This window comes from Citrobacter meridianamericanus, from assembly GCF_041320245.1.
In the GTDB taxonomy this organism is placed as follows: domain Bacteria; phylum Pseudomonadota; class Gammaproteobacteria; order Enterobacterales; family Enterobacteriaceae; genus Citrobacter; species Citrobacter meridianamericanus.
Map to the genome: position 1 here is coordinate 3237968 of NZ_CP101036.1, position 24465 is coordinate 3262432.

Genomic DNA, 24465 nt, shown 5'->3' on the forward strand with positions numbered 1-24465 from the left:
CACCGTAGTGGGAAAGTCATTGAGTCATGCGTGATTACTTAGCGATTACCTTACGGCCGCGGTAGAAACCGTCGGCAGTGATGTGGTGACGCAGGTGTTGTTCACCAGAAGTTTTGTCTACAGACAGGCTGGTGACTGCGGTCAGAGCGTCATGAGAACGACGCATGCCACGTTTGGAACGGGTTGGTTTATTCTGTTGTACGGCCATGGACCTTACTCCTCAATTACTTACGCTTTAAGCTGGCTAATACGGCAAATGGGTTTGGTTTTTGCGCTTCATCAGGCAATTCGCCAAAGACCATGTCCGCCTCGGACACTTCACAGTGTTCAGAATCATGCACCGGAACTACCGGCAAGGAGAGGATAATCTCATCTTCAACCATTGCAAGCAGATCGATTTCACCGAATTCGTTAACCTCAATCGGCTCATACGCTTCCGGGAGTGCTTCAGCCTGTTCGTCAGAACGGACAGGACTAAAACAATATGTTGTGTGTACATGAAGTGGGAACGGTTTCCCGCAACGCTGACATTCGAGCGTAACCGAAACCTTCGCATCACCGGTTATAACGGCAAGACGCTGGTTATCGATAGCGAACGACATGGAGCATTCCACATCACTGTCCACACTGACTACAGAATCGGCGACACGCTCAACCAGATCAGAAGTATAGATACCTTCATAATCCAAGCGTTTTTGAGCCGTACGAACCGGATCAAGAGTCAGGGGTAATTTTACCTTTTGCATAGGGCGCGCATATTAACTTTGTAACGTCATATAGTCAAAGAAAAAGGCAGCCTGTGGTTGCCTTTTGCCAATAATTCGCACACATTGCGGGTCATCGACTTAAAATCGCTCAACACAAGCCAATACAGCCAGCTTGCAGGACGAAGTCCATAGTTTAAAATGGCTCTCATCAATACGCTATATGCGAGGGAAAAAATATGCCTCAACTTATTCTTGCTTCCACCTCTCCCTGGCGTCGCGCTTTACTGGAAAAACTGGCTATTCCGTTCGAATGCGCAGCACCTGAAGTTGATGAAACGCCGTTACCGGGCGAAGCACCGCGTCACCTGGTGTTGCGACTGGCGCAGCAAAAAGCGCAATCACTCGCCCACCGTTATCCCTCGCATCTGATTATCGGATCCGATCAAATTTGTGTTCTTGATGGTGAAATAACCGGTAAACCATTAACAGAAGAAAATGCGCGCCAGCAATTACTCAAAGCCCGTGGCAATATTGTGACGTTTTATACCGGTCTTGCGCTGTATAATTCTGCAACCGGACATTTACAAACTGAAGTTGAGCCGTTTGACGTTCATTTTCGTCATTTAAGCGAAACTGAAATTGAAGATTACGTGCGCAAAGAGCGTCCGCTGCATTGTGCCGGTAGTTTTAAAAGCGAAGGATTGGGTATAGCACTCTTTGAGCGCCTGGAAGGTCGCGATCCAAATACCTTGATCGGTTTACCACTGATTGCATTATGTCAAATGCTGCGGCGGGAAGAGATGAACCCGCTGAACGCATGATTAAAGAACTGCTGACAGGCGTAATCACGTAGGCCTGATAAGACGTTTACGTCGCTATCAGGCCTACAAATTTAGCGCGATAAAATCGCAACGCGCATCAGCCTTTGCTGCGTAATACTTCGAGACAGCGCTTCAACTGCTTATCCATCGGCGCTTCAATACGCATCACTTCCCCCGTCCCCGGATGAGTAAACTTCAATGCTGCGGCGTGCAAAAACAGCCTGCTCAACCCGGTATCCGCCAGTTGCTTATCGAACTCGCGGTCGCCGTAGCGATCGTCAAAGGCAATCGGATGTCCGGCATATTGCGTATGCACACGAATCTGGTGCGTGCGTCCGGTCACCGGACTGCAGCGCACAAGCGTAGCAAACGCGTAGCGCTCTTCCACTTTAAAGCGTGTTTCCGATGGTTTGCCTTCCTGATTCACCCGCACGATACGCTCGCCGCTTTGCAGAATGTTCTTTAACAGCGGCGCCTGCACGGATTTAACATGCGACTGCCACTGGCCTCGGACCAGCGCGAGGTAGTCTTTCTGCATGCCTTTTTCACGCAGTTGTTCATGCAACGAACGTAAGGCTGAGCGTTTTTTGGCTACCAACAGCACACCGGATGTATCCCGATCGAGGCGATGCACCAGCTCAAGGAAACGCGCTTCCGGACGCAGCGCGCGTAAGCCTTCAATGACGCCAAAGCTAAGTCCGCTGCCGCCGTGCACGGCCGTGCCCGAAGGTTTGTTAAGCACCAGAATGTGGTCATCTTCATATAAAATGACATCGGTCAGCGCCGCGACCTTCTGCAGATTTGGTGAAATGGCCTCTTCTTCACGTTCAGCGACACGCACAGGTGGAATACGCACAATGTCCCCGTCTTCGAGTTTGTACTCGGGTTTAATGCGTTTTTTGTTCACCCGCACTTCGCCTTTACGCAAAATGCGATAAATCATACTTTTCGGCACGCCCTTAAGCTGGGTGCGCAAAAAGTTGTCGATGCGTTGCCCTGCTTCGTCGGCAGTAATGGCAACTGTTTTTACGGCTGGAGTCTCTGTTTTCATGGGGGCCGATTTTAAATAGCCATCAAGATTCGCGCCACACATTTTTCTATGCTTATATTAACTGCTATACCTTATTACTTAAGTTTGACATCGCCGATTTGGTGGTTATTAAAGCAATCACTACGCGGAAGTGAAAAAACTGTGAGTAACCGGGTGATAAATGGCAAAAGTCATCTTGCTATAACAAGGTTAGCAGTGGAATAATGAGGTTGTTTCCGTGTTGAATCTTGTTAAAACAAGAACTTTTCCGGAATGACCCAATTTTGCCCGACCGATCATCAACGCAGCAATGGCGTAAGACGTATTGATCTTTCAGGCAGTTAGCGGGCTGCGGGTTGCAGTCCTTACCGGTAATAAGGAAGCTTCTCTGGAGAGTAACACCCAGACTGTTCCCCTGATAATTGCGCTGTGTTTCCGTATGAAATACAGGCAACCGACACTCTGCGCCTCTTTGAGCTGACGATAACCGTGAGGTTGGCGACGCGAATAGACACGAGGCCATCGGTTCACACCCGGAAAGGCATTACTCTGCCCGCAGCTTAGTCGTCAATGTAAGAATAATGAGTAAGTTACGATGAAAAGAATGTTAATTAACGCGACTCAGCAGGAAGAGTTGCGTGTCGCCCTTGTAGATGGGCAGCGTCTGTACGATCTGGATATTGAAAGTCCTGGACACGAACAGAAAAAAGCCAATATCTATAAAGGCAAAATTACCCGTATTGAACCGAGTCTGGAAGCTGCTTTCGTTGATTACGGCGCTGAACGTCACGGTTTCCTCCCGTTAAAAGAAATTGCCCGCGAATACTTCCCCGCTAACTACAACTCCCATGGTCGTCCCAACATAAAAGACGTGTTGCGCGAAGGTCAGGAAGTCATTGTTCAGATCGATAAAGAAGAACGCGGCAATAAAGGCGCTGCGCTGACCACCTTTATCAGTCTGGCGGGGAGCTATCTGGTTCTGATGCCGAACAACCCGCGCGCGGGCGGCATCTCCCGTCGCATTGAAGGTGACGACCGTACCGAACTGAAAGAAGCACTGGCAAGTCTGGAACTGCCTGATGGCATGGGGCTTATCGTGCGTACCGCAGGTGTCGGCAAATCCGCCGAAGCACTGCAGTGGGACCTGAGCTTCCGCCTGAAACACTGGGAAGCGATTCAAAAAGCCGCTGACAGCCGCCCTGCTCCGTTCCTGATCCACCAGGAAAGCAACGTTATCGTTCGCGCATTCCGTGACTACTTACGTCAGGACATCGGCGAAATCCTCATCGACAACCCAAAAGTCATGGAGATGGCGCGTCAGCACATCGCTGCATTGGGGCGTCCGGATTTCAGCAGTAAAATCAAATTGTACACCGGTGAAATCCCGTTGTTCAGCCACTATCAAATCGAGTCTCAAATTGAGTCTGCGTTCCAGCGCGAAGTACGTCTGCCGTCCGGCGGCTCAATCGTAATCGACAGCACTGAAGCGCTGACCGCTATCGATATCAACTCCGCACGCGCAACCCGCGGCGGCGACATCGAAGAAACAGCGTTCAACACAAACCTTGAAGCAGCCGATGAAATTGCTCGTCAGTTGCGCCTGCGCGACCTCGGCGGCCTGATTGTTATCGACTTTATCGATATGACCCCGGTTCGCCACCAGCGTGCGGTTGAAAACCGTCTGCGTGAAGCTGTGCGTCAGGACAGAGCACGTATTCAGATCAGCCATATTTCTCGTTTCGGTCTGCTGGAGATGTCCCGTCAGCGTCTGAGCCCGTCGCTGGGTGAATCCAGCCATCACGTGTGCCCGCGCTGCTCCGGCACCGGTACCGTACGTGATAACGAATCACTGTCGCTGTCTATTCTGCGTCTGATCGAGGAAGAAGCGCTGAAAGAAAATACGCAGGAAGTTCACGCTATTGTTCCTGTGCCGATCGCATCCTATCTGCTTAACGAAAAACGTACCGCGGTAAATGCCATCGAGACGCGTCAGAACGGGGTGCGCTGTGTGATCGTGCCAAACGATCAGATGGAAACCCCGCACTACTCCGTGCTGCGTGTACGCAAAGGGGAAGAAACGCCTACCCTGAGCTACCTGCTGCCGAAACTGCATGAAGAAGCGATGGCATTGCCGACGGAAGAAGAATACGTCGAGCGTAAACAGCCAGAACAACCGGCGCTGGCCACCTTTGCGATGCCAGACGTGCCGCCAGCCCCTGCACTGCAGGAGCCAGCTACGAAAGCCGTTGCGCCTAAAGCTGCAGTTGCGACCACAGCTGTCGCCGCACAGCCGGGTTTGATTAGTCGTTTCTTTGGCGCTCTGAAGTCCATCTTCAGCGGTAGCGAAGAAGTAAAACCGGTTGAACAACCTGCACCGAAAGCTGAAGAGAAAACGGAACGCCAACAGGATCGTCGTAAACCGCGTCAGAACAATCGTCGCGACCGTAACGATCGTCGTGATAATCGCGACAACCGTGGTGACCGTGACAACCGTAACGAGCGTTCAGAAAGCGGCGAAAATCGCGAAGAAAACCGCCGTAATCGTCGTCAATCACAGCAGCAAAATGCGGAAGCACGTGATAACCGCCAGCAATCCACTGACATTGCAGACAAAACGAAGTCAGGCGATGAGCAGCAGGCTCCGCGTCGCGAACGTAACCGTCGTCGTAACGATGATAAACGTCAGGCACAGCAGGAAGTTAAAGAGCTGAACCAGGCTGAACAGCCAGTGCAGGATACCGAGCAGGAAGAGCGCGTACGTCAGCCTCAAACTCGCCGTAAACAGCGTCAGTTGAGTCAGAAAGTTCGTTTCACAGACAGTCCGGCAGTCGAAGCCGAGGTGGCTACCGCCGCCGTGGTCGCTGAAACAGTTGTCACTCAGCCTACTGAACAGTCTGCACCGGTACAGCGTACCGAACTGGCGAAAGTTGATCTGCCAGCTGTCGTCGCAACTGAGCAGGAAGACAACAGCGAAGCGCGTGACTCCAATGGCATGCCGCGTCGTTCCCGTCGCTCTCCTCGCCATCTGCGCGTAAGTGGACAGCGTCGTCGCCGTTACCGTGACGAGCGTTACCCGGTTCAGTCGCCGATGCCGTTAACCGTCGCCTGCGCCTCTCCGGAATTAGCGTCCGGTAAAGTATGGATCCGCTATCCTGTCGCTCGTCCTCAGGATCAGCAGAGTGAAGAGCAACGCGAGCAGGAAATGGTCCAGCCGCAAACAGCACCAGTAGCCGTAGAGCCTCAGGTTGCTGCAGCAGCTGCAGAACACATTGTGGACACCCCTGCACCGGTTGAAACCGTACAGCCAGAGGTTGTCGTAGCTGAAACTCAGGCCGCGGTTGTTGAAACCACACAGGTTGAAACCACACATCCGGAAGTTATTGCAGCTCCGGTCGAGCAGCAGTCGCAAATTATCGCTGAATCCGACGCACCTGTTGCCGAGGAGATCGCTGCGAAAGCCGAACCTGTAGCTGAAGTTGTAGCTGCGCCTGTTGTCGAAGAACCTGCAGACGTCGTTGTCTCCCAGCCTGAATCGGTTGAAGAGATTGTCGAGGTTGTGGAAACAGCGCCTGTTGTTGAAGAAGTTGCAGCGCCGCAACAAGTTGTTGCAGCACCTGTCGTCGAAACCGAAGTCGTTAAGTCTGACGTTGTCGTAACCAGCGCTGACGCAGAACATCTTCACAGCCATGCGACCGCACCGATGACCCGCGCCCCGGCACCGGAATATGTGCCTGAAGCGCCGCGTCATAGCGAGTGGCAACGTCCGGCATTCGCCTTTGAAGGTAAAGGTGCTGCAGGCGGACACAGCGCCACGCACCAGGCGACCGCGCCAGCAACACGCCCGCAACCTGTTGAGTAAGTCATAATCACTATCAAAGCCGACCTTCGGGTCGGCTTTTTTATATCGGTTCTACGTGGGTTTTACACGTTTCATCCCCGTTAGCTGCGGCATGACATCTTTCATTAAAGCTAAAAATTTGCGTAATCGGGTCGGATAGTAACGCGCCCAGGGATAGACCAAATGCACAGGCAACGATGCCGCATGCCACTCGGGTAGCAACGTAACCAGGCGTCCGCTGGCAATATCTTCCTCGACCATCCAGCTCGACACAATCGTCACGCCTAACCCTGCCAGGGCAGCATTTCTGGCAACATAAATACTGTCGGTGCTTAATCTGGGTGTAATATTCAGCGTAACCGGTTCATTACGCGATTGATGCAGTAACGAAACGCTATGTTGGTAAAACGTGTTCACGGCAATCCACGGCAGCGCGGATAATTGCTCCGGATGCGAAAGCTCGCCATACTGCGCCAGCAATGCGGGACTCACCACCGTACTCCGGGGAACTTCGGCCAGTAATACCGAGACAGTGTCCGGATCAACCTCTGCCCCCACCCTGATCGCGCAATCAATATTATCGCTGAGGAAATCAACGGTTTTATCATTGAGCATCCACTCTACCGACAACTGCGGATAACGAGAAAGAAAGTGCAGCAACGGCTCAAGAAGTTGTTGCTGCCCGAAGGCATGCGGTGCACGTACCCGCAGCGTGCCCACCGGTTCCTCCTCCGTGACATTGAGCCCATCTTCCAGTGCCAGCCACGCATCAATAATTTTCTTGGCATGCTGGTAGCCGCGCTCACCGTCGTCGGTTAATTTCATCGCATGCGTGGTGCGCATTATCAGTTTCACACCAAGCAGTGCCTCCAGGGATTGTAACCGGCGGCTGACAGTCGCCTGCGTTGTGCCCATCTGTTTTGCCGCAGCCGAAAGCGATCCAGCCTCGACGATGCGCACAAAAGTCCGCATCAGCTCCACCCTATCTATACGTTCATTTTTTATCATTCGTAATTTCTTCATACGCTATACGTATAACAGTTTTACCACTGCGCTCGCTACCGCACCATCCGCTGAAGGATAAAAATAGCCGCACATCCTGTGATTGAGGAATCATTTGTGAACACGCATATCGCACTTTCCCGTTGGGTCATTTTTGTTCTGGCATTGGGCGCTGGTTTCAGCGTGGCCGCTATCTACTATGCCCAGCCTCTTCTGCCTTTAATGGGTCAGGATCTGGACTTAAGCATCACCGGCATGGGGCTGGTTCCGACGCTCACCCAGGCGGGATACGCGCTGGGGATTTTGTTTTTACTGCCCCTGGGAGACCGTTATGATCGCCGGACGCTAATTCTGTTTAAAAGCTTCACGCTTGCCTTCCTTCTTCTGGCCTGCAGCTTTACCGGACAGTTGTATTCACTATTGCTGGTCAGCCTGCTGATGGGAATGGCGGCAACTATGGCGCAGGACATTGTCCCCGCAGCGGCCATTCTGGCGCCTGAAGGCAGGCAGGGAAAAACGGTGGGCACCGTAATGACTGGCCTACTGCTGGGGATTTTACTCTCGCGTACCATCAGTGGACTGATAGGTGAAGCCTTTGGCTGGCGCGAAATGTATCAGCTCGCCGCCGTCAGTATTGCTGTTATTACCGTGATTATGTGGAAAGCACTGCCTCGTTTTGCCGTCCATTCCACGTTGAGCTACCCGTCATTAATGCTCTCGATGGCGCAACTGTGGCAAAGGTATCCCGCCTTACGGCGCGCGGCACTGGCGCAAGGTTTTCTGTCCATTGCCTTTAGCGCCTTCTGGTCTACGCTGGCTGTGATGTTATCTGAACATTACCAAATGGGTAGCGCGATGGCAGGCGCGTTTGGTATCGCGGGTGCGGCCGGAGCGCTTGCCGCGCCGCTGGCAGGTCACCTTGCTGATAAAGTAGGTGCTGTGAAAGTGACGCAGTTAAGTGCTTTACTGGTCACGGTATCCTTCGCACTGATGTTCTTGTTACCCGCTCTACCAGTTCAGGGACAATGGTTGCTTATTGCCCTTTCAGCGGTAGGTTTTGATCTCGGATTACAATCCAGCCTGGTTGCCCACCAGAACCTGGTCTATAGCCTGGAGCCTCAGGCCAGAGGGCGTCTGAACGCACTGTTGTTTACCATGGTATTTATCGGTATGGCGCTGGGTTCAGTTCTCGGCAGCCAGGTTTACGCGCTGGCAAACTGGGAAGGTGTGGTTGCACTGGCAACATGTAGCGGTGCGATCGCACTGGTAATCAGACTCACAAGCAATCTGTCACTTTACAAAACGACGGACGCCTAAAAAAATGCCCGCTCCGGGTGTTAAGGGAGCGGGCAGATAAACATATCCAGTTTCATGATATGTTCAAAATGGGTCGTTACCGGTTAAGCTGGAACAGCGACATGCCCTGCATATCAGTAAACGTTTTATACGATGCCTGCAGTGCGGCTTGTTGCATCACGTAAGACGAAATCGCGGCGTTCCAGTCGACATCCACCAGATTACTCATCTGTTGGGTTTGCCCCAATGCACGATCGGCACCCAGTGAATCCAGCGAGCTCAATTCGCTTAGCTGCGTGCCTAATTCTGCACGTACAGACAGCACGTTATTCAGCGAGTTTTTAAGACCTCGGCTGGTTTTATCGATGGCTGCAGTGGCCGTAGCTTTTGCCGCATCATTGCCCTCAACCGGTGTGTTAAGCGCATCAATCGCGCTATCCAGCATTTTGAACAGGTTCTTTTCCTGAGTACCGCCCGCAGGTTCAGGCACGGCGTTGCTGGTCAGGCTGGCGAAGACTTTATCGCCAGTATGACCAATCACCATGGTCCGGGAGGCATCAACTTGCTGGGTGACGTTTGTCGTACCGCCGCTGTAAGCGCCATCAGCCTGGGCAAACGGTGCAGATTCTGTTTTATATCCGCCAAAAATGTAGCGCCCATTACCGTCGGTGCTGTTCGCCAGGTTCATCAGCTGATCGCGGATCCCCTGCAGGTCGGTGGCCAACGATGCACGGTCATCATCACTTAACGTACCGTTTCCCGCACTAACGATTTTTTCCTGCGCAGTCTGGATCGCCGTCGTCACCTGATTCAGCACGTTCTCTTCCAGCGACACTTTTTGCGTCGCGAATGTGCGCGCCAACGTGTATTGGCTGTTCTGCGCCTGAGCCTGCGAAAGTACTACAGCTTGCGAGGCGGCAATCGGATCGTCAGATGGGTTCAGCACGCGTTTGCCCGTCGACATCTGCTCGCCGAACTTCATCCATTCCGCCTGAGAGTTAGTGATGCCGCGCATATTCTGCTGGTACATCATCTGGGTGCTAATACGCATAGTCTCCCTCTCCCTTAGCGAATATTAATCAGTGCATCGAACAGCGCATTCGCAGTTTGCAGTACTTGCGCGTTAGCCAGGTAATATTGTTGATAACGCTGCAAATTTCCGTACTCTTCGTCGAGGTTAACCCCGGAAATAGACTGCTGCTGCTTATAAAGTTGCGTTACCACGTTATTCTGGGTGATGGCGCTGGTTTTCAGCGTCGCGGTTTTGTTACCAACATCGCTCACCAGCGTGGCGTAGGCGTCATTAAAGGTTTTATCACCGACAGTGGCCTTGGTTTGCAGATCCAGCAGTTTCTGGCCGTTGCGGTTATCGCTTTTACCCTTATCAATATCCGGATCGGGATCATTTTTAGACACTTGAGCCATCGCAATTTTCGACTCATCGGTCACCATGACTTTCATATCAACAACAGCGTTACTCACCGGCTTCACTATAAAGCTGTCATTAGCTGTCGCCCCCGCGTTAACTGTAATCTCCATCCCATCGAAGGACATTTTTCCGCCAGCCACGGTAGCTTTGAAGCTGGTGTTGTCAGCCAGACGTGTAACCTGCCAGTCCGTCCCATCAAAAACGATTTTATAATCTGTCGCCTGTACGGCAGAACTGTCGGTGATCTTCGCGCCTAGCGATCCTGTCCCCGAATTTTTTGTGTTATTGAATACAGCCGGGCTGCCAATAGCAAAGAAATCCTTACCCTGATCGCCGTTAGCATCAAAACCTTCTTTATGCTGGGTGTTAAACGCATCGGCAAACGCAAGCGCCAGTTGGCCAAGAGTGTTGCGCGTCTGATCCAGCTCCTGCGAACGGAAAGTCAGTAATCCGCCCAATGAACCGGTATTCAACAGTTTCTCGGGGATCTCGACATTACCGGCAACCCCATCAACGTAGGCCACAGTAGTGCGATTAGGATCGTCGCTGGAAGGGACTGCCGCCAGTTGACGCGCATTGCTGCCCTGCACCAGTGAATAGCCGTTCGCCATGGTAACATTGTAAGTCCCGCCGTCCTGCACGCTGACTTCCACGCCGACAATCTGGTTAAGTTCACTGACCAGTTGGTCGCGCTGGTCAAGCAAATCGTTAGGCGATGCACCAGCGCCGACGCCCGTCAGACGGGAAATCTGGTCGTTAAGACTGGCAATCTGTTTCGAGTAGTTGTTGATCTGATCAACACTTGCTTTTATTGCAGTATTGACCTGCTTATCCTGATCGCGCAGATACTGGTCAGTTGTTTTAAACTGATTCACTAAACCATTCGCTTTGCCGATCAACGCCTGACGCGCCGCCGGATCTTCGGCATTACTGACCAGCGTTTGCAAACCGGTAAAAAAGTCCTGCATTGAGGTCGAAATGGAACTGGTTTTGCTGGAGAGCAGATTGTCAATTTTTGACATTTGCTCATAGCGCGTCGTCAGACCGCTGCTCTGATTCTGCGCTGCTCGCAACTGATTAGTGATAAAGGAGTCATACTCGCGCTGCACGCCAGAAACATAGACGCCATTGCCAACCCAGCCCCCCGCACCCAGCGTGCTGTTCGCCTGTGCCATAATTGTCGTTTGGCGGGTGTAGCCGGCAACGTTATAGCTGGAGATATTATTACTGGCGGTACTCAACGCGGCCTGCGCTGCGCTGAGTCCACTCATCGCGTTATTAATCAAGCTGGACATGGAGGTTCCTTGTAATCCTTCAATACTCGTTATTATCGGCAGCAGGTTGGTAGACTTGAGCTATTTAAAAGAGATTATCGATATTCGTACTGTAGGTTTTGCTCACTTTTTCGCTCATCGATTTCAACTGCTGGATCATGCTGGTTAATTTGCGTGCGTAGTTAGGGTCGGTCGCGTAACCGGCATTCTGCAGCGCCTGCGCGCCCTGTTCGGCGGTCGCGGCGGCGGTTACCGCCGCGTAGCGCGGATTACGGGATATCAGACCGACGTAATCCGACAGCGCCTCAAGATAAGAGCTGTAGACGCGGAAGCGGGCTTTCACCTTTTTCGCCTCACCGTTTTCATATTCGGTAGTGGTGATTTCGGTGGTTGGACCTTTCCAGCTTCCCGAAGCCTTCACGCCAAAAATGTTAAAGCTCGGTTCGCCGTTTTCACGGCGAATCTGTCGCTGGCCCCAACCGGATTCCAGCGCCGCCTGCGCCAGAATCAGATGGTGCGGAACACCGCTTTGCTGGCTGGCCAGTTTTGCCGGTAGCGAGAGCTGGGCAAGGAAATCTTTACTGTCACCTGATAACGGTTCTTCATTGCTGTCTGTCGCCCGGGGAATCGCTTTGCGGACCAGTTGCGTCAGCGCCTGATTTTGGTAGCTGGTCACCGTTTCCAGTGAGAACTTCATTGGCACCTGCGGCGCGTCATCCGCAGGTTGCGCCTGCCCTTCGGTCATCTGCTTAACCATCATCTCAGCCAGCCCCAGACCTTTACCTGCGGTCATCTGCTGCGCAATTTGCTGGTCATACATGCTGGTATACAAACGCGTCGAGTCGCTGCTAAACACGCCATCTTTTGGCAACGCTTCACGCATGCTTTTCAGCATCATTTGCACGAACATCCCTTCAACCTGGCGGGCAACCGGGCGGATATTCGCCGCCGGGTCCTGACCCGCTTTCGCTTTCAGTTCGTTCAGTGATTGCGCATCCCAGGCGGCGCTGGTCAGCAATTTGGTATCACCAATCATCAGATGATTTCCAGTTTGGCGCGCAGACAACCCGCACTTTGCATGGATTGCAGGATAGACATCAGATCCATCGGTGTTGCCCCCAGCGCATTCAATGCACGTACGACATTGTTCAGGTTGGCGCTGGAGCGCACGCTCTGCAACGAACCACCACTCTGACGCAGATCGATCTGCGTTTGCGGCGTCACTACAGTTTGTCCACCGCCAAACGGCGTATCCGGCTGGCTGACATTCGCCTGGCGGTTAACTGTGATCGACAGGTTACCTTGCGCCACAGCACAACTGTCCAGCGTCACTTCGCGGTTCATGACCACCGATCCCGTACGCGAGTTAATAATCACTTTCGCGTCCTGCGGCGTGACGTTCACCTCCATATTCTGAATGTCGGCGAGGAAGCGCACCTGCGAACTGTTGCCGCTTGGCACCCGCACCTGGATTGTCCGGGCATCCAGCGCCGTTGCGCTGCCAAAACCGCGCGAGCGATTAATAGTGTCGGTAATTTGCTGTGCCATCGTGAAATCTTCATTATTCAGCTGCAAATTAATGGTGTTACCGCCGCCGAACTGGCTGGGTAATTCACGTTCGATGGTCGCGCCGTTGGTAATACGTCCACCATTGAGCTGGTTTACCTGCACACTACTGCCACCCGCAGCCGCGCCTGCACCGCCAACCAGAATATTCCCCTGCGCCAACGCATAGACCTGGCTATCGACCCCTTTCAGCGGAGTCATCAGCAGCGTTCCGCCGCGCAGGCTTTTAGCGTTCCCCATGGAAGAGACGACCACGTCAATAGTTTGCCCTTGACGACCAAAGGCCGGGAACTGCGCAGTGACCATGACCGCTGCCACGTTTTTCAGTTGCATATTGGTGCCAGTGGGCACGGTGATCCCCAACTGCGACAGCATGTTGTTGAGCGTTTGTGTCGTAAATGGCGTCTGTGTAGTCTGGTCACCTGTGCCATCCAGTCCGACCACCAGCCCATAACCAATCAGCGAGTTTTCCCGCACGCCCTGCACGCTGGTCAGGTCACGAATACGGTCGGCATACGCGAAGGCGGTTACCAGCACCAGTACCATTCCAACAAAAGATTTAAACACAGGGTACCTCGCTTACATCGGCGACAAGTTAAGGAAGAAACGCTGCAACCAGCCCATATTTTGCGCTTCATTGATGTAGCCGTTGCCGACGTACTCAATCCGCGCATCCGCAACCTGAGTTGACGGTACGGAGTTACTGCCACTGATAGTGCGAGGGTTAACCACCCCGGAGAAGCGAATGAATTCAGTGCCCTGATTAATGGCGATCTGTTTTTCACCCACGACATGTAAGTTGCCATTCACCAGTACCTGATCGACCGTTACGGTCAGCGTACCGCTGAAGGTATTTCTGGCGTTCGCGCCGCCTTTACCGTTAAAGGAGTTACCGCCTGACGCTTCTACGTCGGCACGTTCGTTACCGAACAATCCTTGCAAATAGCGCGGGACAGTATCAAAACCAAAGTTGGTTTTGCCGTCACGGCTGGCGTTAGCCGAAGAGCTTTTGCTCGCGCTGACGTTTTCCTGCAATACGATGGTTAACGTATCGCCAATATTGCGCGGGCGGCGGTCTTCGAATAGCGGCTGATAGCCGTAGTTAATCGGCTGCGCCGACTGGAAGATTGAGCCATTTGCCACCGGCGTTGGACCAGGAACGGGCTGGGCGGTCGTCGCGCCTTGCACGAGGGGCGTGGCCGGGATCCAGGCGCATCCTGTCAGTGAAACCACCAACAGGGCTAAAATTGGGTATGGGTGAAGCGCGTATTTTCGCATTGCCGTCATCTTCAAAATCAGTGTGCCGGTGAGGTTTGCACCCCACCGGACCACACTTTAGAGTTGCGTCAGTTTTTGCAGCATCTGATCGGTGGTCGATACCGCTTTACTGTTGATTTCATAAGCGCGCTGAACCTGGATCATGTTTACCAACTCTTCCGCCACGTTGACGTTAGAGGTTTCAACATATCCCTGATACAGCAGACCCGCGCCGTTCAGCCCCGGCGTGCTCTCGTTCGGCGCACCGGATGACTGCGTTTCGGTGTACAGATTCTCACCAATGCTTTCCAGGCCGGTATCATTCATAAAGGTAGTCAGGTTAAGCTGCCCTACCTGAACCGGTGCAGCCTGACCCTGCTGGGTCACGCTGACAATCCCGTCGCGTCCAATAGTGATACTGAGCGAGTTAGCCGGAATGGTGATGGCCGGTTGCACCTGAAAACCACCCGCGGTCACCAGTTGACCGTTTTGATCCACCTGGAAAGAACCGTCACGGGTATAGGCTGACGTGCCATCTGGCAGCATGACCTGGAAAAAGCCCTGGCCTTTAATCGCCACATCTTTACTGTTGTTGGTCTGCGACAGGTTACCCTGACTGTGTAAACGTTCGGTAGCAACTGGACGCACACCGGTACCAATCTGCAAACCAGACGGCAGCGTGGTTTGTTCAGAAGACTGCGCGCCAGGCTGGCGAATCGTCTGATACAACAGATCTTCAAATACCGCACGTTGGCGCTTAAATCCGTTGGTGCTGACGTTTGCCAGGTTGTTGGCAATCACATCCATGTTGGTTTGCTGCGCATCCAGGCCGGTTTTGGCGATCCATAATGAATTGATCATAAAATGTCCTGTATTAACTCATCGACAGCAGTTGGTTGGCGCGGCCCGCGTTATCATCCACGCTACTGATAATCTTCATTTGCATTTCGAAACGGCGGGCGTTAGCGATCATGTCACTCATCGCGGCAACCGGCTTGACGTTACTGCCTTCCAGCACGCCCGACATGACACGAATGCCAGGATCGGCCTGTAACGTCGCACCACGAGTAGCCTGTGCGGCCTGGGTCAGACGGAACATACCGTCATCGCCACGTTGCACTTCACTCCCCGTCGCCTTCACTAACTTCAGTCGCCCAACTGGCGCTACGGTATTCGCCGGATCGCCAGGGTTTAGCGCCGAAATCGTTCCGTCAGCCGCAATGGTGACTTCTGAACCTTCCGGTACGGCTATCGGTCCGGCTTCGCCAATCACCGGGTGTCCCTGAATGGTCAGTTCACCCGTAGGGCTTACCTGAATGGCACCATTACGGGTATAACCTTCGCTGCCGTCCGCGGTCTGCACAGCCAACCAGCCATCCTGTTGCAGCGCCACGTCTAATGGACGTGAGGTATAGTCCATCTGGCCCGGCGTCATATCGGCCCCCGGCGTGGAGGCCACCACCAGCGTACGCGTCGGCAAAGACAATCCTTCTACGGGGACCGCGCGTAGCGCATTGAGCTGCGCGCGAAAACCCGGCGTGGAGGCATTTGCCAGGTTGCTGGCCGTCACCGCCTGTTGATTCAGCGTCTGACTGGCTGCGCCCATGGCGGTATATATTGCGTGATCCATTAAGCCATCCCGTCAGGCGCTTAGCGCAAGTTGACCAGCGTGTTGAGGATCTGATCCTGGGTTTTGATGGTCTGCGCGTTTGACTGATAGTTACGCTGGGCGACGATCATATTCACCAGTTCTTTACTTAAATCCACGTTTGACGCTTCCAGCGCACCGTTGGTCAGCTTGCCGAAGTTTCCTTCGCCTGCGGTACCCAGCAGCGCCACGCCAGAGGCCTGAGTAGCGGCCCAGACGTTATCGCCCTGAGAAGCCAGACCTTCGTTGTTAGCAAAGTTTGCCAGCACGATCTGCCCCAGCACCTGTTGTTGTTCATTGGAGTAGTTACCGACCACGGTACCGTCATTGTTAATCTGGTAGCTCACCAGATCACCCGGCTTGTAGCCATTCTGATTCGTGGCAACGATGTTGTTGGCACCGGTGTTCTGCTGCATGGAGTTCAGGAAGCTCAGAGAGAAAGTTGCAGCATCTGCACCGTTAATCTGCCCGGTGGTGATGTTGATACCCGTTCCTGCTGGCGCCCCGGTTGCAGTGGCGCTAATCCCTAAAAACACACCGTTTTCATTAAAGCGCATAAACCCGGCTGATTGTGCAGCGCCTCCGGTTGAAGCATCCTGCGTGTGAACTTCCCAGGTATTGCTCTGCGCATTTTTGACATAAAAAATATTCATGTCATGGGCATTACCCTGACTATCGAAAACGGTAACGGTGCCTTTCTTGTTGTAGGAATCCGCATCGTTTGGATTGAACGGGGTTTTCGTTGGCACTTTGTCAGTGGAGTTCAGGTTGATCTGCATTGACGCGGTCGTGGTGGTTTTAGCCGCCATCAGCGTATTGGGGATAGTGATCGGTGCCGGGTTAGCCCCTTGCTGGATCGTTGGCGGTGTGCCGGTAGCCGGATAACCCGTCAGCTGCAGCCCCTGCATGTTGACGATATTGCGGTTTTCATCGAGCTTGAACTGACCGTTACGGCTGTAGAAAACGGAACCGTTGCTGTCTACCATGCGGAAAAAACCGTTCTGGCTGATAGCAACATCCAGCCCACGTCCGGTGTTGGTGGTGGTGCCGTCGGTAAAGTCCTGGGTAATACCCGCCACTTTAACGCCCAGACCCACTTTAGAACCGGCAAACATATCAGCAAAAGATGCCGTACCGGATTTAAAACCGTAGGTGGCGGAGTTGGCGATGTTGTTACCAATGACATCGAGGTTGGTCGCTGCAGCGTTCAGACCGCTGACCGCTTGTGAAAAGGCCATGACTTACTCCTGATAAGTGTGGTGGCTTAAATTATCTGCCGTACTTCGTCGAGGGTGGTGGTTCCATAGGTGCCCAGATCCAGCGTATTTCCGCCGTTACTGCGAATAACGCCCTGCACCAGCGCAAACTGAAGCGGCTGTGCCACCAGTTGCGTTCCGCCATTGCTTGCAGCAATTGACACGTTGTAAGAACCGCTTGGCGCATCCGTGCCATCGGTCATGGTGCCATCCCAGGTAAAGGTATGAACGCCTGCTTTCAACCCACCAATATCAATGGTACGTACCACCTTGCCGTCTTTATCGGTAATGGTTGCCGTTACCTTATCTGCCGGTTGCTGCAGTTCAACGCCAAACGGCGTGGTGGTGGTTTTTGCCCCCTCTTCCGAACCTTTACCGGTCAGGATGGTGGTGCCCGGGATCATGACGCCGTGACCAATCAACGTACTGGCCTGCAGCGACTGACTGTTGTCGATCTGCCCGGAGATCGACCCCAACGTGGTGTTCAGTTTTTCAATACCGCTCACGGTACTGATTTGCGCCAGTTGGGTAGTCAGTTCGTTGTTTTGCAACGGATTGGTGGGATCCTGGTTTTTCAGCTGTGCAACCAGCAGCGTAAGAAAGCTGCTTTGCAGATCGGCTGCGTTGCTGCCTGTCAGCGAATTCTTCCCCGTAGCATCATTAACACCCGTCGTGCTCGGGTCATTCATTTTTACAGCAATAGACATGTGCGCCTCCTTTACTGGCCTAGCGTCAGCGTTTTGAGCATCAAGCTTTTCACGGTGTTAAGCACTTCGACGTTTGCCTGGTAGCTGCGCGAGGCTGACATGGTATTGACCATTTCACCGACAACATCCACATTTGGCATTTTTACGTAGCCGTTCGCGTCTGCCAGCGGATTACCGGGTTCATAAACCAGCTTATCCGGCGCCTGGCTTTCAATAACGTCAGCAACTTTCACACCGCCGGTTGCCGCGCCTGGTGCTGCATCAACCTGAAAAACAACCTGCTTCGCGCGATACGGCTGACCGTCAGGTCCGGTGACGCTATCCGCATTCGCCATGTTGCTGGCCGCTACGTTCAGGCGCTTAGACTGAGCCGTTAGCGCAGAGCCTGCGATATCAAAAATATTTAACAGCGCCACGAATTAGTTTCCTCCCTGCAGCACGTTCATCATGCCTTTGATTTGTCCACCCAGCGCGGTCAGCCCCATTTGATATTTGAGGCTGTTGTCTGCAAATTGCGTACGCTCCCGGTCCATATCCACCGTGTTGCCATCAAGTGACGGCTGGTCAGGAATCCGGTAGAGCAGCTCCGTAGAAGGCGCAGAAAGGGCCTGGGCCGGAATGTGTTGTGCAGAGGTCAGCGTCAATGAAACGCCGCCGGTTTCTTCCCGTCCTCGCACCATGACTTTTTTTAACTCACTGGCGAAATCCAGGTCGCGCGCCTGATACCCCGGCGTGTCGGCATTGGCTATGTTGGCCGCCAACACTTCCTGGCGTTGGGCGCGCAAATTCAGCGCTTCCTGTTGAAAACGTAAGGCGGCATCGAGCTTATCGAGCATATCTCCTCCGCAAATGACAATATTCAGCCGACAGCTTAAATCCCATTACGCGCGCGTTATCGCCGGAATAAACGCAAAATGCGTCGCTATTTGTTGCGTTGATGACTGCGTCACACAGGTAAAATCCTTCCACTACCTGAAAAAGCGCGAGGTTTTGATGCAAACGTTTAAACGTGGAATAGTCGTGGCAGCACTGCTGTTCAGCCCTATGACGCTGGCGCAAGACCTGAATTCACAGCTGACGGCATGGTTTTCCCAGCGTCTGGCCGGATTTAGCGATGAGGTGGTCGTCACTATTCGAACGTCACCTAACTTACTGCCGAGCTGTGATCAACCGGCATTAAGCGTGTCTGGCAACGCAAAACTGTGGGGTAATGTGAACGTGCTGGCGCGCTGCGCTAACGAAAAACGCTATCTGCAGGTGAACGTGCAGGCCACGGGAAACTACGTTGTTGTCGCCGCGCCCGTAGCCCGAGGTAGCGCCCTGACGCCGGCCAGCGTAGCGCTGAAACGTGGTCGGTTAGACCAGCTACCGCCCCGCGCCGTGTTGGATATAAATCAGGTGCAGGATGCCGTAAGCCTGCGCGATCTGGTTCCAGGTCAGCCGATACAGCTTTCGATGTTGCGCCAGGCATGGCGGATCAAGGCCGGTCAGCGCGTTCTGGTTATCGCCAACGGAGATGGTTTTCGGGTGAATGCCGAAGGTAAAGCGCTGAACAATGCCGCTGTTGCACAGAATGCGCGAGTGCGGATGGTTTCAGGCCAGGTGGTGAGCGGTGTCGTCGATTCTGATGGGAATATTCTTATTAACCTATAATAAGTTAAAGATTTTTTAGCGTGTGCCGATAGATAATCAACCAATGAATACAGCGGGCCGCTATAGCGTAACCCCTCGATGAGGATAAACAAAATGAGCATTGATCGTACCTCACCATTGAAGCCAGTCAGTACCGTTCAGCCCCGCGAAACCAGCGATGCGCCGGTACAAAAAACGCGGAAGGAAAAAACCACCGCGACCACCAGCACCAGCGTCATGCTGAGCGACGCTCAGGCTAAACTGATGCAGCCCGGCACCAATGACATCAATATGGAACGCGTAGAAGCACTGAAAACCGCGATCCGTAACGGTGAGCTGAAAATGGACACCGGAAAAATTGCCGACTCGCTGATCCGCGAGGCGCAGAGCTACTTACAGAGTAAATAAAGTATGACTCGCTTGTCAGAAATACTTGACCAGATGACGACCGTGCTCAATGACCTGAAAACGGTAATGGATGCTGAACAGCAGCAGCTTTCCGCAGGCCATATCAATGGCAGCCAGCTACAGCGTATTACAGAAGAAAAAAGCTCTTTGCTGGCGACCCTTGATTATCTGGAGCAACAGCGTCGTCAGGAGCATGACGCCACGCGCAGCGCCAATGATGAAATTGTCGAGCGCTGGAAGACCATTACCATGAAAACACAGCACTTACGCGAACTCAACCAGCACAATGGCTGGCTGCTGGAAGGGCAGATCGAGCGTAATCAACAGGCGATCCAAGTGCTGAAACCGCACCAGGAACCGGCGCTGTACGGCGCAAACGGTCAAACCTCTGCTGCACACCGCGGCGGAAAAAAATTCTCTATTTGATGCAAGCCTGATAACACTTTTGCTTATCAGGCCTACGCGTTCTGTAGGCCGGATACGGCGTCATACCGCCATCCGGCATTGAACTGATCTGTTACGCCGTCCGGCGCACAAACTCTTTCACTTTAAAGCCCAGCACGGCGAGCGCAGCAAAGTAAGCGGCAATACCCGCCACCACGACGGCCATCAGACGCAACAGACGCCATAACATCGTCCCCTGTGACCAGTCCGGCATGATGTAAAGCATCCCAACCAGCGCCGCCGACATCACCAGCACAGAAATTACCAGTCGCGTCAGGAACCAGGTCCAACCCGGTTGGGGAGTAAAGATATTCTGCTTACGCAACTGCCAGTACAGCAATGACGCGTTCAGACACGCCGCCAGACCAATCGACAGCGACAGCCCGGCATGCTTCAGCGGCCCGATAAATGCCAGGTTCATTACCTGGGTCATAATCAGCGTTACAATGGCAATCTTTACCGGCGTTTTAATATCCTGGCGCGAATAGAAACCTGGAGCCAACACTTTCACCACGATTAAGCCAATCAAACCCACCGAGTACGCCACCAGCGCACGCTGGGTCATAGCAGCATCAAAGGCGGTAAATTTACCGTACTGGAACAGAGAAACTGTCAGCGGTTTAGCCAGAATACCCAACGCTACGGCGCTTGGTAATGCCAGCAGAAAACACAAACGCAGGCCCCAGTCCATCAAACGGCAATACTCGTCATGATTACCACTGGAAAAGCTTTTGGACAGCGATGGCAGCAGGATAGTCCCCAATGCTACGCCGAGTACGCCCGACGGAAACTCCATCAGACGGTCGGCATAGTACATCCATGAAACTGAGCCGGAGGCCAGAAACGAGGCGAAAATCGTATTGATGATTAGAGAAATTTGGCTGACAGATACCCCAAGGATCGCCGGGCCCATTTGCTTGACGACACGCATCGCCCCTGCATCGTGGAAGTTCACACGAGGAAGAACCAGCATGCCAATTTTCTTCAGATGCGGAAGCTGATAAACCAGCTGTAACACGCCACCAACGGTAACGGCCCATGCCAGCGCCAGCACCGGTGGATGAAAATATGGGGCTGCAAACAGCGCGAAGCCGATCATGCTGATATTCAGAAACGTGGGCGCAAACGCCGGAATGGAAAAGCGATTCCAGGTGTTCAGGATTGCCCCGACCAGCGAGGCCAGTGAGATCAGCAAAATATACGGAAAGGTGATCCGCAGCAGTTGAGTGGTCAGCGCAAATTTATCCGCCGTGTCGGCAAAACCGGGCGCGGTGACTAAAATCACCCACGGCGCAGCCAGCATCCCGGCAACCGTCACCACTGCCAGCGCCAGGGTCAACAGCCCGGAAACGTAAGCGACAAAGACGCGGGTCGCATCTTCTCCCTGCTTACTTTTATATTCGGCCAGAATAGGCACAAATGCCTGCGAAAAAGCACCTTCGGCAAAGATTCGGCGCAGCAGGTTAGGAAGTTTGAATGCCACAAAAAAGGCATCTGTAGCCATCCCTGCGCCAAAGATTCTGGCGACAATCGCATCACGCGCAAAACCCAGTACGCGTGAAAACATCGTCATCGAGCTGACGGCTGCCAGCGACTTTAATAAATTCATCTATGTTGTATTCCAGACTCTGAGGCAAAGCCCCGCATAATCAGCCCGTTTACCGGATAAGACATAAGCGCCACTATCCGGTAATCTCGCAGTGCCTGCTGGCAACGCTTTTGCGTCTTATCAAGCCAACAAATCAGCCAGGGGTTGAAAAGAGGTGTTATTTTTGAGTTGGCATATAGTACCTGGATTACATTGAATTACTACCGCCAGATGTTACAGGGGGTTATTCCGCCATCGCTTCTCGCCACAGCATTTCGACAACGCGCTGGGCCATTAGCGCCTGTTCGCCTGCCGTCTGCGGAACCGTCTGATTTTGCACGCACTCAATAAAATGACGTGCGCATCCGGCAAAACCACGCTGTTCCAGGGTGGTTTGCCAGCCAGCCACTGGCTTGTGCACCACGCCTTGCCCACGTTCTTCCCGCCATTCACGCATATCCGTAACGTCAATCAGGCCACCGTCCGTCACCGCCTGAACGATCTCGCGCTGGCTACCAGCACGACGATGCATACTGGTGGTTATCTGCATTTGTCCGACAGAAAAATGGTGCTCAGCATAGAGCATCGCACCGGATTCATTGGTTAATAGCGTACCGTTATTTAACTGCGCCGTCCCTCCAGCCAGCCATAATGCGGTATCGACCACGTGCAGATAGTCGTCCAGCAGAGTGAAGCGCAGATCGTGCGGACCGACGCTGTCCGTACGGTGCTTATCCATGCGCACGGACGTCGCCTGACTCAACTGAGCTTTGAGATCCTGATACAGCGGTGCAAACCGGCGGTTAAACCCTACCATCAGCGTCAATTTTTTTCGCTCGGCCAGTTCCACCAGTTGTTCAGCCTCACGCAGGCTTTCAGCCAGCGGTTTATCTACGCACACATGAACACCAGCATTCAGCAGTTCGCTTACCACCGCAAAGTGCGTCGCGGTGCTGGAATGCACGAAAACCGCATCACAGGTTTGCGCCAGATTCACCAGTGAATCAACATAAGGGATCCGCCAGGTATCACAGATACGCTGCGCTTTTTCCCGCGAAGGTGAAAATGCCCCTTCCAACGTCCAGTCTGCACTGGTGCCCAGCACAGGCAGCCAGGCCTTTTGTGCTATCCCGCCGAGACCGACAACGCCGACACGTAATTTATTCACATTAATCTCCCAGATGCGCAAGCAAGGAATCAAGCCGCTGCTTTAGCTCCGCGACTTCGGTTTCCAGCGCCTCAACCCGTGCCAGCAGATCACCCGAGGCTGCCGGGAGTTCATCTGCCGAGGCGATCGCCTCATCAACCTCACCGCAAAACAAGTGCATATAACGGCTTTCACGTTTACCCGGCTCACGCGCCAGGCGAATCACATAAGGACCATCTTCCCGGGTCGCTAGTTTCTCCAGCGTTGACTCCACTTCGGCCATATCGCTGAATTCATACATACGAGATGCACGGCTACGCAGTTCGCCTGGCGTCTGAGCACCGCGCAGCAACAACGTGGTAATCAGCGCGACTTCTCCCGCGCTGAGCTTAAGATTGCCGAACTCAGAGTTGCAAAAACGCTGCTCATATTTCGTGACGCGATTGCCAAAGCCGCTCACCGTGCGCAGAAAATGCCGTTTTACCAGGTTATCAAGCTGATCCTGCACTTCCGATTCCGACAGGTTCATCACCGGTTCACGATTCGTTTTTTGATTACAGGCGGTTACGACGCCATTAACGGAGAGTGGGTACTGTTCGGGTGTGGTGACTTGTTTTTCTAATAAACAGCCGATCACTCGCGCTTCGGTGGCGGTTAATTCGTATTTCATCGTCTTCTCCATTAATCGTGGCTGCATCTGAAAGTTAGCGGCCAGGGGTCCATTCTGATGTGGTTAATGCCGTCAGCACGTGATCACGCCACTGCCCGTCAATCAGCAGGTAGTCTTTGGCATAGCCTTCTTTTTCAAAACCCAGTCGCGCCAACAGATCACCGCTGCGCTTATTATGTGGCATGTAATTCGCCATGATGCGGTGAATATGCTGCGATCGCTGCATATAGCGGATGGCTGAGGTTAAGGCTTCATACATCAATCCCTGCCCCTGCCACTTCTGCCCAATAGAGTACCCGAGATAACAGGCGTGAAAAGACCCCCGCACCACGTTCGAGAAGTTCGCGACGCCGATAATCTCTTTTTCTTCCGGATCGAGCAGCGCAAAATAATAAGCAGTGCCCTGTTTATGAAACTCAGAGATCATACCGAGACGCGCCTGCCAGCCGGACGGATAACAGTGGCTTTCATCGCGAATAGGTTCCCAGGGTTTTAAGAAATGACGATTTTCTGCGTAATAATCTGCCAGACGCCAGGCATCACGCTCATGCACTAAACGCACGACCAGGTGGTCCGTGGTTAAGCGCACTTTTGGCACGTTACTGCGATAGCCAAACATTCTATACCTACTCCTTCCCGTAACGTCTTCAATACGCTATTCGCATTACTATACCTGTGCAAATACACCCTGTGAAAAGAGCAAAATGCCATTTTTTGAATTATTCACACATTTTGATGAAAACTC

At 53.1% G+C, this 24465-nt stretch carries 25 protein-coding genes; 6 read left to right on the forward strand and 19 right to left on the reverse strand.

What is annotated here, in order from left to right:
• Positions 1–34: 34 nt before the first annotated feature.
• Positions 35–208, reverse strand: coding sequence for a 50S ribosomal protein L32 (rpmF, locus tag NMD08_RS15940; RefSeq protein WP_003036242.1), 174 nt, complete (start codon positions 206–208; stop codon positions 35–37).
• A gap of 16 nt (positions 209–224) precedes the next feature.
• A complete protein-coding gene (yceD, locus tag NMD08_RS15945) occupies positions 225–746 on the reverse strand; it encodes a 23S rRNA accumulation protein YceD (RefSeq protein WP_003036239.1) in 522 nt (173 codons plus the stop codon).
• A 197-nt stretch (positions 747–943) separates the two neighbouring features.
• Here yceD and NMD08_RS15950 point away from each other — a divergent pair, with 197 nt between their 5' ends.
• Complete coding sequence (locus tag NMD08_RS15950) at positions 944–1528, forward strand: nucleoside triphosphate pyrophosphatase (RefSeq protein WP_151218936.1); 585 nt, start codon at positions 944–946, stop codon at positions 1526–1528.
• A 97-nt stretch (positions 1529–1625) separates the two neighbouring features.
• Here NMD08_RS15950 and rluC read toward each other — a convergent pair whose 3' ends face one another.
• The gene (rluC, locus tag NMD08_RS15955; protein WP_187252642.1) at positions 1626–2579 is read right to left on the reverse strand and encodes a 23S rRNA pseudouridine(955/2504/2580) synthase RluC; all 954 of its coding nucleotides are present in this window, start codon (positions 2577–2579) and stop codon (positions 1626–1628) included.
• Positions 2580–3153: 574 nt separating this feature from the next.
• Here rluC and rne point away from each other — a divergent pair.
• Positions 3154–6417, forward strand: coding sequence for a ribonuclease E (gene rne, locus NMD08_RS15960; RefSeq protein ID WP_370618543.1), 3264 nt, complete (start codon positions 3154–3156; stop codon positions 6415–6417).
• A 51-nt stretch (positions 6418–6468) separates the two neighbouring features.
• Here rne and NMD08_RS15965 read toward each other — a convergent pair whose 3' ends face one another.
• A complete protein-coding gene (locus tag NMD08_RS15965) occupies positions 6469–7419 on the reverse strand; it encodes a LysR family transcriptional regulator (RefSeq protein WP_187252644.1) in 951 nt (316 codons plus the stop codon).
• 96 nt (positions 7420–7515) lie between these two features.
• Between NMD08_RS15965 and NMD08_RS15970 the strand changes: the two genes are divergently transcribed.
• Positions 7516–8715: an MFS transporter gene (locus tag NMD08_RS15970; protein ID WP_370618545.1), complete on the forward strand. Its 1200-nt coding sequence runs from the start codon at positions 7516–7518 to the stop codon at positions 8713–8715.
• 76 nt (positions 8716–8791) lie between these two features.
• Here the strand turns inward: NMD08_RS15970 and flgL are convergent, their stop codons facing one another.
• The 11 genes from flgL to flgB form a co-directional block, all read right to left on the reverse strand.
• Positions 8792–9745, reverse strand: coding sequence for a flagellar hook-associated protein FlgL (flgL, locus tag NMD08_RS15975; RefSeq protein ID WP_151218939.1), 954 nt, complete (start codon positions 9743–9745; stop codon positions 8792–8794).
• Between the two features lie 14 nt (positions 9746–9759).
• Complete coding sequence (gene flgK, locus NMD08_RS15980) at positions 9760–11418, reverse strand: flagellar hook-associated protein FlgK (RefSeq protein ID WP_187252646.1); 1659 nt, start codon at positions 11416–11418, stop codon at positions 9760–9762.
• A gap of 64 nt (positions 11419–11482) precedes the next feature.
• Complete coding sequence (flgJ, locus tag NMD08_RS15985; protein ID WP_151219687.1) at positions 11483–12433, reverse strand: flagellar assembly peptidoglycan hydrolase FlgJ; 951 nt, start codon at positions 12431–12433, stop codon at positions 11483–11485.
• Entirely contained in the window at positions 12433–13509 is a 1077-nt protein-coding gene (locus NMD08_RS15990) for a flagellar basal body P-ring protein FlgI (protein WP_151219696.1), read from the reverse strand. Before NMD08_RS15990 ends, flgJ begins: the two co-directional genes overlap by 1 nt.
• Before the next feature lie 33 nt (positions 13510–13542).
• Positions 13543–14241: a flagellar basal body L-ring protein FlgH gene (flgH, locus tag NMD08_RS15995; protein WP_003836756.1), complete on the reverse strand. Its 699-nt coding sequence runs from the start codon at positions 14239–14241 to the stop codon at positions 13543–13545.
• Between the two features lie 57 nt (positions 14242–14298).
• Positions 14299–15081 carry a flagellar basal-body rod protein FlgG gene (gene flgG / locus NMD08_RS16000; RefSeq protein WP_005129045.1) on the reverse strand — a complete coding sequence of 261 codons (783 nt, stop codon included), beginning with the start codon at positions 15079–15081 and terminating at the stop codon, positions 14299–14301.
• A 13-nt stretch (positions 15082–15094) separates the two neighbouring features.
• On the reverse strand, positions 15095–15850 hold the full coding sequence (locus NMD08_RS16005) for a flagellar basal body rod protein FlgF (RefSeq protein ID WP_151219686.1): 756 nt from the start codon (positions 15848–15850) through the stop codon (positions 15095–15097).
• Positions 15851–15870: 20 nt separating this feature from the next.
• Positions 15871–17106 carry a flagellar hook protein FlgE gene (flgE, locus tag NMD08_RS16010; RefSeq protein WP_151219685.1) on the reverse strand — a complete coding sequence of 412 codons (1236 nt, stop codon included), beginning with the start codon at positions 17104–17106 and terminating at the stop codon, positions 15871–15873.
• A 26-nt stretch (positions 17107–17132) separates the two neighbouring features.
• Positions 17133–17831 carry a flagellar hook assembly protein FlgD gene (gene flgD, locus NMD08_RS16015; protein ID WP_151219684.1) on the reverse strand — a complete coding sequence of 233 codons (699 nt, stop codon included), beginning with the start codon at positions 17829–17831 and terminating at the stop codon, positions 17133–17135.
• 11 nt (positions 17832–17842) lie between these two features.
• Positions 17843–18247 (reverse strand): flagellar basal body rod protein FlgC, encoded by a 405-nt coding sequence (gene flgC, locus NMD08_RS16020; protein ID WP_006685091.1) that lies wholly within the window; start codon positions 18245–18247, stop codon positions 17843–17845.
• Positions 18248–18250: 3 nt separating this feature from the next.
• Complete coding sequence (gene flgB / locus NMD08_RS16025) at positions 18251–18667, reverse strand: flagellar basal body rod protein FlgB (protein WP_187252647.1); 417 nt, start codon at positions 18665–18667, stop codon at positions 18251–18253.
• A 157-nt stretch (positions 18668–18824) separates the two neighbouring features.
• Between flgB and flgA the strand changes: the two genes are divergently transcribed.
• The 3 genes from flgA (at position 18825) to flgN (ending at position 20297) form a co-directional block, all read left to right on the forward strand.
• Positions 18825–19484 (forward strand): flagellar basal body P-ring formation chaperone FlgA, encoded by a 660-nt coding sequence (gene flgA / locus NMD08_RS16030; protein WP_151219683.1) that lies wholly within the window; start codon positions 18825–18827, stop codon positions 19482–19484.
• Positions 19485–19577: 93 nt separating this feature from the next.
• Complete coding sequence (gene flgM / locus NMD08_RS16035) at positions 19578–19871, forward strand: flagellar biosynthesis anti-sigma factor FlgM (protein ID WP_016152624.1); 294 nt, start codon at positions 19578–19580, stop codon at positions 19869–19871.
• Positions 19872–19874: 3 nt separating this feature from the next.
• Positions 19875–20297 (forward strand): flagella biosynthesis chaperone FlgN, encoded by a 423-nt coding sequence (flgN, locus tag NMD08_RS16040; RefSeq protein WP_370618547.1) that lies wholly within the window; start codon positions 19875–19877, stop codon positions 20295–20297.
• A 91-nt stretch (positions 20298–20388) separates the two neighbouring features.
• On the opposite strand, the gene murJ is transcribed toward flgN, so the two are convergent.
• The 4 genes from murJ to rimJ all read right to left on the reverse strand — a co-directional run bounded on the left by murJ (position 20389) and on the right by rimJ (position 24339).
• On the reverse strand, positions 20389–21924 hold the full coding sequence (murJ, locus tag NMD08_RS16045; protein ID WP_151219682.1) for a murein biosynthesis integral membrane protein MurJ: 1536 nt from the start codon (positions 21922–21924) through the stop codon (positions 20389–20391).
• A gap of 223 nt (positions 21925–22147) precedes the next feature.
• Positions 22148–23071, reverse strand: a complete 924-nt coding sequence (locus NMD08_RS16050) for a Gfo/Idh/MocA family protein (RefSeq protein WP_210904955.1) — start codon at positions 23069–23071, stop codon at positions 22148–22150.
• A 1-nt stretch (position 23072) separates the two neighbouring features.
• Positions 23073–23720, reverse strand: a complete 648-nt coding sequence (locus tag NMD08_RS16055) for a YceH family protein (protein WP_151219680.1) — start codon at positions 23718–23720, stop codon at positions 23073–23075.
• A gap of 34 nt (positions 23721–23754) precedes the next feature.
• Positions 23755–24339 (reverse strand): ribosomal protein S5-alanine N-acetyltransferase, encoded by a 585-nt coding sequence (rimJ, locus tag NMD08_RS16060; RefSeq protein ID WP_151225237.1) that lies wholly within the window; start codon positions 24337–24339, stop codon positions 23755–23757.
• Positions 24340–24465: the final 126 nt, after the last annotated feature.